Below are 8,695 nucleotides of genomic sequence, written 5' to 3'. Positions count from 1 at the left end.
CCCACCGCCCCGTACCCCGCGCCGAAGGCGAAGGGGCAGCGGACCGTGGTGTACATCGTCGTGGCCGCCGTGCTGGCGATCGCGCTCATCGCGGGACCGGCGGCCGGCCGGGGCGGGACGGTCAGGGCGCGGTCAGTGGCGCGGCCAGCCGTCCAGTCGGCGGTGCAGGGTGACGTCGGGCCGGTCGTGACCCTTGGGCGCCTTGGCCACGGCGTTCTGCAGGATGCCGTTGACCTCGCCGGCCAGCGCGTCCACCTTGGTCTGCAGCTCGGTGGCGGGCAGGCTGGAGCGGGTCAGCGCGTCCAGCCGGCGCTGGATGTCGTTGAGCTGACGGCGGGCGCCCGAGTCCAGCTTGAGCGGGTTGGGCGTGGAGACGACGAACTGGTAGGCGCCCGCGAGGGTCTGGCAGCCGTCGCAGTACTTGTTGGCCGCGTCGCTGACGTTGACCGCCTTCAGCCGGTGCACGTCCCCGGCGATGGTGACGATCTGGAAGGACAGCGCGACCGAGCGGCACTTGTCGTCGACCGAGCAGCCCACGGAGACGGCGTTGGCCTGGTTGCGCACGGAGGCGGCGCGGACGTTGCCGAACTCGCGGACGGTGAAGGAGTCCTTCGCCTGGGTGTGGTGCAGCCGGTTGGCGTTGCTGAACACGTTGTCCGACACGATCGCGGCGCGGGCGGGCCCGGTCGCGGCGTGGGCCGGGACGGCGGTCGCCACTCCGGCGGCGCCGGCGGCGAGGAGGACGGTGCGGACCGCGCGCCCGTTGAACGGGCCGCTGCTCGCGCGTGGCTTTCGATGACTTCCCATGGAGTCTCCCGGAAGGAATGGATGCGATGTGGTTCAGGGGGGTGCGACGCGCGTGGTCACACGTGGCCGTAGGGGGGTCAGGACGACGCCGCCTGGGCCGGGGGGTCGGTGGACGGAGGCGTGCTCACCGGCGGCTCGCTCGGGGTGACGCTCTCCGTGGGGGTCGGGGTGGGGCTGTCGCTCGCGGGGCTCGTCGGCTCCTGCGTCGGACCGCCGCCCGGGTCGCCGCCGCCCCCGGGGGCACCGGACTCGGTGGCCCCCTTGGTCGGCTTCTTGCCGGGCTTCGCCGAGGGCGAGGCGGACGCCTCCGGCGCGGAGGCGGACGCGCTGCCGGAGGGCGTGGCGCTCGGGCTGCCGGAGGCGCCGGACGGTGCCGCGCCGGGCACGGCCGAGGGCGAGACGGAGGCGGTGCCGGGGCTCGCGGACGGGCTGCCCGTGCCCGTGCCGGGCGTGGACGCGTCCATGGGCGGCGGCGCGGTCGTGGGCACCCCGGGCTGGAGGATGGGCGCGATCGGCGGCTTCTTGGGCAGCGGCTTCGGGGTCACGCCGGACATCCAGGCGTAGCTGAGCCCGCCGAGGCCCACGAGCAGGGCCGCGCACAGCGTGACGCGCAGCGCGGGCCGTCCGGAGGTGGCGCGCTTGGCGGCCCGGAACAGCCGGCCGCCGATCTTGATGGTGAGGTAGACGACACCCGCCATCGGGCACAGCAGCATGAAGCTGCCGAGCACGCCGACCAGACCCTCGATGATCTTCCCGTCGGCGAACGCGGAGCCGGTGCCGACCAGCTGCTCGGTGAGCGAGCGGACCATGGTGGTGATGATGCGCGGCAGGTTCCACAGGCCGTAGGCGAGCTCGCCGACGATCAGCGGCACCATGGTCAGCACCCAGCCGGCCACGATGACGCGCGCCGACTTCTTCAGCCCGGCGACCTCCTCGCGGGCCGCGCGTCCCTTGGCCGTGGGCAGCAGGGAGAGCAGGATGGGCTTGATCTTGCCGTAGAGGTCCGGGACTCCGGCGAGGTCGCCCAGGATGTAGTAGCCGTCCAGGCGGACGGCCGGCATCAGCTGTTCCAGGATCTCGAAGTGGCCGAGGTAGACCGCGGCCAGGAAGAACGGCTGCCCGGTGGCGAAGTAGGCGCCCGCCATGGCGAGCATGAAGACGACGTTGAAGTAGACGCCGCCGAAGTCGGTGCGGATGCGGCCGGCGCGGTTGATCCGGTAGACGTCGGTGACGTCGGTGTACATGGACGGCCAGATGAGGAAGAGGCCGCAGCCGATGCAGCCCGGCCGGGCGCCCCCGTATCTGCACGCCGAGGCGTGGCCGAACTCGTGGAAGACGAGGGAGGCCACGGTGAGCAGGAAGACGATCAGGATCAGGATCGGCTGGTCGAGGACCTCCAGCACCGGTTCGATCGCCCCGAAGAAGCCGAACAGCCACACGTCCATGGCGACGGCAGAGAGCAGCACGGCGGCGACGACCACCGGCTTGTGCAGCCACTGCAGCGACCGGGCGATCTTCATCGTGCGGCGCTCGTTGAAGATCACCCGGTGGCCCTTGAGGGCGAGCAGCAGGTCGGAGCGCGGGGCGTCGACCTCGTCGCTCTCCTGGCCCTCGGGCACGGTCACGCCGAGCGGTTCGAGCTTGTTCTCCACCAGGTAGCGGACGTTCTCCCCGCTGACCTCACGGCCGAAGCGCCCGCTCACCCGGTGGGCGATGGTGTCGACGTCGCGGACGCCGTCGACGGACGACGCCACGAGATACAGCAGCCGTGACAGCTGCACGACCTGCCCGTCCCCCCGACGGGCGATGTACTTGGGCTCGGTGAAGCCCGAGCCCTGGTACTCGCCGTGCAGCCGCAGTCCCGCGCTGATGCGCGGAACGGGCCGGGACGGCACCTCCGCGTCCGGCAGGCTGCCGGACGCCACCTGCTCGTACGTCACCGGCCAGCCACCGGGCCCGGGCAGCGGGCCGGTGTCGTAGAGCGTGGTCGTGCCGTTTCCCGACACCGTCATGTGTGGTCTCCCCCCACGTCATGGCCGCCGCCTCCCCCCGGCATGGCCATGGGGGCGGACCGCCCGGGATCCGGGCCCGGTCCGCCCCCATGGCCGCCTGTGCGGCGGTGCCGTTACTGCTTGACGGAGATCGCCTGGCCGGCCTGCGACTGGGCGTCCGACCACACGGAGTGGTCGTTGAGCGCGGCCGACTGGTTCGAGGCCTCGATGTTCGCGATGTGCTTGGTGACGTTGGTCGTCTTGTTGAAGCTGAACTTCAGCTTGCCGAGGGCCTCGCGGCCCGGCAGCAGCTCGCCGGCCTCGGCGTCCAGGTCACGCATGTCCATGCTCATGATGGTGGTCCTTTCGGAAAGATCTCGGGTGGTCGGTGGTGCGCGGGGTGCTGCTGCGCGGTGTTACTGGGTGACGCTGATGGTCTGGGCGGCGCCGGAGCTGGCGACGGAGTACGCCGAGTGGTCGTTCAGCGCGGCGGACTGGTTCGAGGCCGCGATGTTGGCGACGTGCTTGGTGACGTTCGTCGTCTTGTTGAAGCTGAACTTCAGCTTGCCCAGGGCCTCGCGGCCCGGCAGCAGCTCCGCGGACTCGGCCTCGAGCTCGTGAGCGTCCATCATGATCGATTCCCCCTTGGGAATAGGCATTTCCGGTCGAACGGAGTCAGGTTCCCCCCGGACTCTGTCCGATCTGGTCGGACGAGCTGTCCAACGAGATTGGACACTAGGGCCTTGCGGGGGCACTTCGCAACCCGTTCGGGAAATCACCCTTTCGGCCGTGCCCCTACTCGCCCGTAGAATCCCCCCGACAGCGAGGTTCGGCGGGCGGCGAGCAGGACGAGCGGGAAGTGACCAGGGTGACCAACGCACTGCAGCAGCTGATTCGCGAGCGCCTGGACCGTCAGGGCTGGTCCTACGGCGACGTGGCGAGACGGGGCGGCGTCCCCCGCTCCACCGTCCACCACCTGGCCACCACCGAGCGCGTGGTGCGGATGCCCCAGGCCACGACCCTGGAGGGACTGTCCAAGGGGCTCGGACTGCCGTTGGACACCGTGCGGCGCGCGGCGGCCGAGGCGTGCGGCATCCATGTGTACGGCACCCCGCAGGGCGAGGGCGGCACGCAGGACACCGCCGCGACGGGCGACCCCGAGGTCGACCTCCTCATCGCCAGCGTCCAGCAGCTGTCGTCCGACGACCGGCGCCATGTCGCCGCCCTGGTGGAGTCCCTGCTCGGCCGCTCGGCCAAGCAGCCGCCGGAGAACTGACCGCCTCTGGCCGCGGTTGCCCGCTCTTCCGCCCACTCGCGCCCAAGTCGGAAAAAGAATGCAACTGGGCCCGAATATGCCGAGATACCCCGCTAGTCTCACGACTGCCCGAGGAGCGAGAGCCGCACGACCCCGGGCTCTTGGGGGGAACGTGTTGTTCGTGCATGGCGGGCCGGCCACCGCGGTGGTCCGCGGCCCCGACGGCGAATCCGTCGTCCTGTTCTCCGGCGAACTGCCCGAGGTCCTCACCGACGAATCCGTCACCGGACTCCTCGACCTGGCCGCCGCCATCCTGGACACGGAAGAACTGACCCTCTTCCACACCTGCCTCCTCGCCCTCCGCGCCAACGGCATGCGCGCGGGGCGGAGGATCGAGGCGGACGGGGTGGTGCTGACGGTGTACGAGGGCTGAGGGATGGCGGGGACGGGACGGACGCCGGGCCCCGGTCCGGCTCCCGGCGCGGCCCGCCCGATCGCCTGTCTCCTGGCCGGCCTCACCGGCTCGGGGAAGACGACGTACGCGAAACGGCTGGTGGAGGACGCGGGCGGCCGCCGGCGCCTGCTCTGCTTCCCCGTCCCCCGGGCCGAACCGCTCCGCCGCCTCGCCCACCGCAACAGCCGCACCGACGCCAACGCGCTGACCGTCACCGCATCGGCGCCGGCCGACTTCCACGCCCGCTTCGACGTGCCCGAGGGCGAGGGTGAGGAGATCATCGAGCCCGGCTCGTTCGGCCCGCCGCGCCGGACGCACCCCTGCTGAGCCGCCGTCCCCCGCGCCGGCCGGCGACAGTAAGCATGTGCCCGGAGCCGGACTTGAACCGGCACGCCCGCGAAGGGGCAGCGAGGTTTAAGCTCGCCGTGTCTGCATTCCACCATCCGGGCAGGCCATGGGCTCCGCTTCGAGCTCCCGACCCTATCGGGAGGCGCCCTGAGGACAGCGGAGAGTACGGACCGATGTTGTCTTATTTTATTGATGTCTGAGGGTGCATCAGACCACGGTGCAAGCCATCCGCACTTGCCAACAGCGTGACGCGGCAGCACCCGCGGCGTACGGGGAATGACGGAATTTCACCTACCGAACGAGGGCGGCCCACCTGTTCCCGGCGGGAGCGGTCCCACCCGGGTGGCCTCAGGGTCGGACGTCCTCCCCAGGTATGACACCGGGGCGTCCCGTCCGACCGGAGTCGGTTCCGGGAACGGGAGCAGCGGCTGACCGTCGCGGTGGAAGGGGAAGGGACGATGGGAGTCAGTCCCCACAGCGTCGTACCGACAGGAGCGCCCTTCCGTGACCACCACACCCACCGCCGGCCGGAGCACCGCCGTGGCCGCCCGCGCCACGGAGCTGTCCAAGATCTACGGGCAGGGCGAGACCCGGGTGGTAGCCCTCGACCAGGTCTCCGTCGACTTCCGTCAGGGCGAGTTCACCGCGATCATGGGGCCCTCCGGCTCCGGCAAGTCCACGCTGATGCACTGCGTGGCCGGGCTCGACTCCTTCTCCTCCGGGTCGGTGCGCATCGGGGACACCGAGCTGGGCTCGCTGAAGGACAAGCAGCTCACGCGGCTGCGCCGGGACAAGATCGGCTTCATCTTCCAGGCGTTCAACCTGCTCCCCACGCTCACCGCGCTGGAGAACATCACGCTGCCCATGGACATCGCGGGCCGCAAGCCCGACAAGGCGTGGCTCGACCAGGTCATCGACATGGTCGGACTGTCCGGGCGCCTCACCCACCGCCCCGCGCAGCTCTCCGGCGGCCAGCAGCAGCGCGTGGCCGTCGCCCGTGCGCTCGCCTCCCGGCCGGAGATCGTCTTCGGTGACGAGCCGACCGGAAACCTCGACTCCCGCTCCGGCGCCGAGGTGCTCGGCTTCCTGCGCAACTCCGTGCGCGAGCTGGGCCAGACCGTCGTCATGGTGACCCACGACCCGGTGGCGGCGGCGTACGCGGACCGCGTGATCTTCCTCGCCGACGGCCGGATCGTCGACGAGATCCAGGACCCCACGGCCGACAGCGTCCTCGACCTGATGAAGCAGTTCGACGCGAAGGGCCGGACCAGCTGATGTTCCGCACCGCCCTGCGCAACGTCCTCGCGCACAAGGCCCGGCTCCTGATGACCGTGCTCGCCGTCATGCTCGGCGTGGCCTTCGTGTCCGGGACGCTGGTCTTCACCAACACCGTCTCCCAGGCCTTCCAGAACAGCTCCGCCAAGGGCTTCGACGGCGTCGACGTCGCCGTCACCCCCCGCCACCAGGACTCCAAGGGCGACCAGGTCGGGCACAACCCCGAGCTGACCGATGCCCTGCTCCAGAAGGCCGCGAAGACCCCGGGCGCCCAGAGCGCCACCGGTGTCGTCGGCGGCTTCACCGCCCTCGCGGGCAAGGACGGCAAGCTGGTCGGCGGCGGCTGGCAGTCCTCCGGCGGCAACTACTGGGGCACCGAGGACCCGCGCTACCGGCTCGTCTCCGGCCACGCCCCGCACGGCGCCGGCGAGATCGCACTCGACGCCAAGACCGCGCAGCGCGCCGGGTACAAGGTCGGCGACAAGGTGCGCCTGTCGGTCGACGGCCCGGTCCTCACCCCGCGCGTCAGCGGCATCTTCACCACCGACGACGGCAACGTCTCGGCGGGCGGCAGCCTCACCCTGTTCGACACGCCGACCGCGCAGACCCTGTTCGGCAAGAAGGGCACGTACGACGAGATCGACGTCAAGGCCGCGCCCGGCACCAGCCAGAGCGCGCTGAAGACCAACCTCGACAAGACGCTGCCGGCCAAGCTGGTGGAGACCGCCACCGGCAAGAAGCTCGCGGACGACCAGGCCGAGCAGATCTCCGAGAGCATGAGCGGCCTCACCCAGGCGCTGCTGGTGTTCGCCGGGATCGCGCTGTTCGTCGGCACGTTCATCATCGCCAACACCTTCACCATGCTGGTCGCCCAGCGCACCAAGGAACTGGCCCTGCTGCGCGCGGTCGGCGCCTCCCGGGGCCAGGTCACCCGCTCGGTGCTGACCGAGGCCGTCGTGGTCGGCGCGGTCGCCGCGGTGGCCGGACTCGCCGCCGGTGTGGGCATCGGCGCGGGGCTGCGCTCCCTGCTCGGCTCCTTCGGCGCGGAACTGCCCGACGGGCCCGTGGTGATCACCCCGGGCACGGTGGTGGCCGCCCTCGCCGTCGGCATCGTCATCACCGTGCTGGCCGCGTGGCTGCCGAGCCGCCGCGCCGCGAAGATCCCGCCCATGGCGGCGATGAACAGCATCCATGCCAAGGCCACCACCAAGTCGCTGGTGGTGCGCAACACCCTGGGCGCGCTGTTCGCGGGCGCCGGCATCGCCGTGGTCCTCGTGGCCCGCACCATGAACGCCGACTCCGGCCAGGGGATGATGGGCCTGGGCGCCGTCCTGCTGATCATCGGCGTGTTCGTGCTGACGCCTCTGCTGTCGCGCCCGCTGATCGCGGCCGCCGCGCCCGTGCTGCGGATGTTCGGCATCTCCGGCAAGCTGGCCCGCCAGAACTCGGTGCGCAACCCGCGCCGTACGGCGGCCACGGCGTCCGCGCTGATGATCGGCCTGACCCTGATCACCGGTATGACGGTGATGGCGGGCAGCCTGCAGAAGTCGATCGACAAGATGGCGAGCGACGCGATCAGCGCCGACTACGTCGTCTCGATGTCGACCCACGGCCCGCTCTCCCCCAAGGTGGCCGAGCAGGTCGCCGGTGTCGACGGGGTCGCCGCGAGCAGCCCGCTGCGCAACGCCCCCTCGCGCATCGACGGCAAGACGGAGTACCTGACCGGTGTCGACGGCGGCTCGATCGGTGAGCTGACCGACCTGAAGCCGGTCGACGGCTCCTTCACCGTGGACGGCACCCGCATCGTCGTGGACGAGGACCGGGCGAAGCAGTACGGCTGGAAGGCCGGCTCCCACCTCACCGTGCACTACGCCGACGGCAAGGCCCAGCGGCTGACCGTCGCCGGGGTCTACGAGGGCAACGCCATGATCCGGGGCATCATGATCGACAACCGCGTCCTCACCCCGCATCTGAGCACCCCGTCCGACATGCAGGTCATGGTCAAGATGAAGGACGGCGCCTCGACGGCGGACAAGGACCGCCTGGAGAAGGCCCTCGGCTCCAACCCGGCGATCGCGGTCCAGGACAAGAAGGACATCTCCGACGGCGTCGCGAAGATCTTCACGTTCATGCTGAACCTGGTCTACGGCCTGCTCGGCATGGCGGTGATCATCGCCGTCCTCGGTGTCGTCAACACCCTGGCCATGTCGGTCTTCGAGCGCTCGCAGGAGATCGGGATGCTGCGCGCGATCGGCCTGGAGCGCCGGGGCGTCAAGCGGATGGTGCGCCTGGAGTCCCTGGTGATCTCCCTGTTCGGCGGCGTGCTCGGCATCGGTCTGGGCGTGTTCTTCGGCTGGGCGGCCGGCGCGCTGATCGGCACGAAGATGCCGACCTACGAACTGGTGCTGCCCTGGGCCCGGATGGCGCTCTTCCTGCTCCTGGCGGCGCTGGTCGGTGTGCTGGCGGCACTGTGGCCGGCCCGCCGCGCGGCCCGTCTCGACATGCTGACGGCGATCAAGGCCGAGTAGCGGCACCCCCGTACGGCCGAGGGGCCCCGTTCCGCTG

Annotated in this window: 9 protein-coding genes and 1 tRNA gene; 5 read left to right on the top strand and 5 right to left on the bottom strand. The window is 70.9% G+C overall.

Annotated elements, in window-relative coordinates:
• Window positions 1–132: 132 nt before the first annotated feature.
• The 4 genes from AB0898_RS31410 to AB0898_RS31395 all read right to left on the bottom strand — a co-directional run bounded on the left by AB0898_RS31410 (window position 133) and on the right by AB0898_RS31395 (window position 3,430).
• Window positions 133–807 (bottom strand): hypothetical protein, encoded by a 675-nt coding sequence (locus AB0898_RS31410; protein ID WP_366806457.1) that lies wholly within the window; start codon window positions 805–807, stop codon window positions 133–135.
• Between the two features lie 77 nt (window positions 808–884).
• Window positions 885–2,819, bottom strand: coding sequence for a hypothetical protein (locus tag AB0898_RS31405; RefSeq protein WP_366806456.1), 1,935 nt, complete (start codon window positions 2,817–2,819; stop codon window positions 885–887).
• A 113-nt stretch (window positions 2,820–2,932) separates the two neighbouring features.
• On the bottom strand, window positions 2,933–3,151 hold the full coding sequence (locus tag AB0898_RS31400) for a hypothetical protein (RefSeq protein WP_366806455.1): 219 nt from the start codon (window positions 3,149–3,151) through the stop codon (window positions 2,933–2,935).
• 63 nt (window positions 3,152–3,214) lie between these two features.
• A complete protein-coding gene (locus AB0898_RS31395) occupies window positions 3,215–3,430 on the bottom strand; it encodes a hypothetical protein (protein WP_366806454.1) in 216 nt (71 codons plus the stop codon).
• Window positions 3,431–3,666: 236 nt separating this feature from the next.
• Here AB0898_RS31395 and AB0898_RS31390 point away from each other — a divergent pair, with 236 nt between their 5' ends.
• The 3 genes from AB0898_RS31390 to AB0898_RS31380 all read left to right on the top strand — a co-directional run bounded on the left by AB0898_RS31390 (window position 3,667) and on the right by AB0898_RS31380 (window position 4,834).
• Window positions 3,667–4,074, top strand: coding sequence for a helix-turn-helix transcriptional regulator (locus AB0898_RS31390; RefSeq protein WP_366806453.1), 408 nt, complete (start codon window positions 3,667–3,669; stop codon window positions 4,072–4,074).
• Window positions 4,075–4,234: 160 nt separating this feature from the next.
• Window positions 4,235–4,486, top strand: a complete 252-nt coding sequence (locus AB0898_RS31385) for a hypothetical protein (protein ID WP_366806452.1) — start codon at window positions 4,235–4,237, stop codon at window positions 4,484–4,486.
• A 3-nt stretch (window positions 4,487–4,489) separates the two neighbouring features.
• On the top strand, window positions 4,490–4,834 hold the full coding sequence (locus tag AB0898_RS31380; RefSeq protein WP_366806451.1) for a hypothetical protein: 345 nt from the start codon (window positions 4,490–4,492) through the stop codon (window positions 4,832–4,834).
• A 38-nt stretch (window positions 4,835–4,872) separates the two neighbouring features.
• On the opposite strand, the gene AB0898_RS31375 is transcribed toward AB0898_RS31380, so the two are convergent.
• Window positions 4,873–4,956 (bottom strand) — tRNA-Leu (locus AB0898_RS31375).
• A gap of 403 nt (window positions 4,957–5,359) precedes the next feature.
• Between AB0898_RS31375 and AB0898_RS31370 the strand changes: the two genes are divergently transcribed.
• Both AB0898_RS31370 and AB0898_RS31365 read left to right on the top strand, forming a co-directional pair.
• A complete protein-coding gene (locus AB0898_RS31370; RefSeq protein WP_199585614.1) occupies window positions 5,360–6,130 on the top strand; it encodes an ABC transporter ATP-binding protein in 771 nt (256 codons plus the stop codon).
• Window positions 6,130–8,658, top strand: coding sequence for an ABC transporter permease (locus AB0898_RS31365; RefSeq protein ID WP_366806450.1), 2,529 nt, complete (start codon window positions 6,130–6,132; stop codon window positions 8,656–8,658). Before AB0898_RS31370 ends, AB0898_RS31365 begins: the two co-directional genes overlap by 1 nt.
• The last annotated feature ends 37 nt before the right edge of the window (window positions 8,659–8,695 follow it).

This window comes from Streptomyces sp. NPDC005435 (assembly GCF_040703155.1).
Taxonomy (GTDB): Bacteria; Actinomycetota; Actinomycetes; order Streptomycetales; family Streptomycetaceae; genus Streptomyces.
The sequence above is the reverse complement of the archived record's forward strand: the minus strand, read 5'-3'. Positions and strand labels throughout refer to the sequence as shown.

Bases quoted from the DNA above. Each gene is read 5' to 3' on its own strand.
- AB0898_RS31410 (WP_366806457.1), bottom strand. From the start codon at position 807: ATGGGAAGTCATCGAAAGCCACGCGCGAGCAGCGGCCCGTTCAACGGG.
- AB0898_RS31405 (WP_366806456.1), bottom strand. From the start codon at position 2,819: ATGACGGTGTCGGGAAACGGCACGACCACGCTCTACGACACCGGCCCG.
- AB0898_RS31400 (WP_366806455.1), bottom strand. From the start codon at position 3,151: ATGAGCATGGACATGCGTGACCTGGACGCCGAGGCCGGCGAGCTGCTG.
- AB0898_RS31395 (WP_366806454.1), bottom strand. From the start codon at position 3,430: ATGATGGACGCTCACGAGCTCGAGGCCGAGTCCGCGGAGCTGCTGCCG.
- AB0898_RS31380 (WP_366806451.1), top strand. From the start codon at position 4,490: ATGGCGGGGACGGGACGGACGCCGGGCCCCGGTCCGGCTCCCGGCGCG.
- AB0898_RS31365 (WP_366806450.1), top strand. From the start codon at position 6,130: ATGTTCCGCACCGCCCTGCGCAACGTCCTCGCGCACAAGGCCCGGCTC.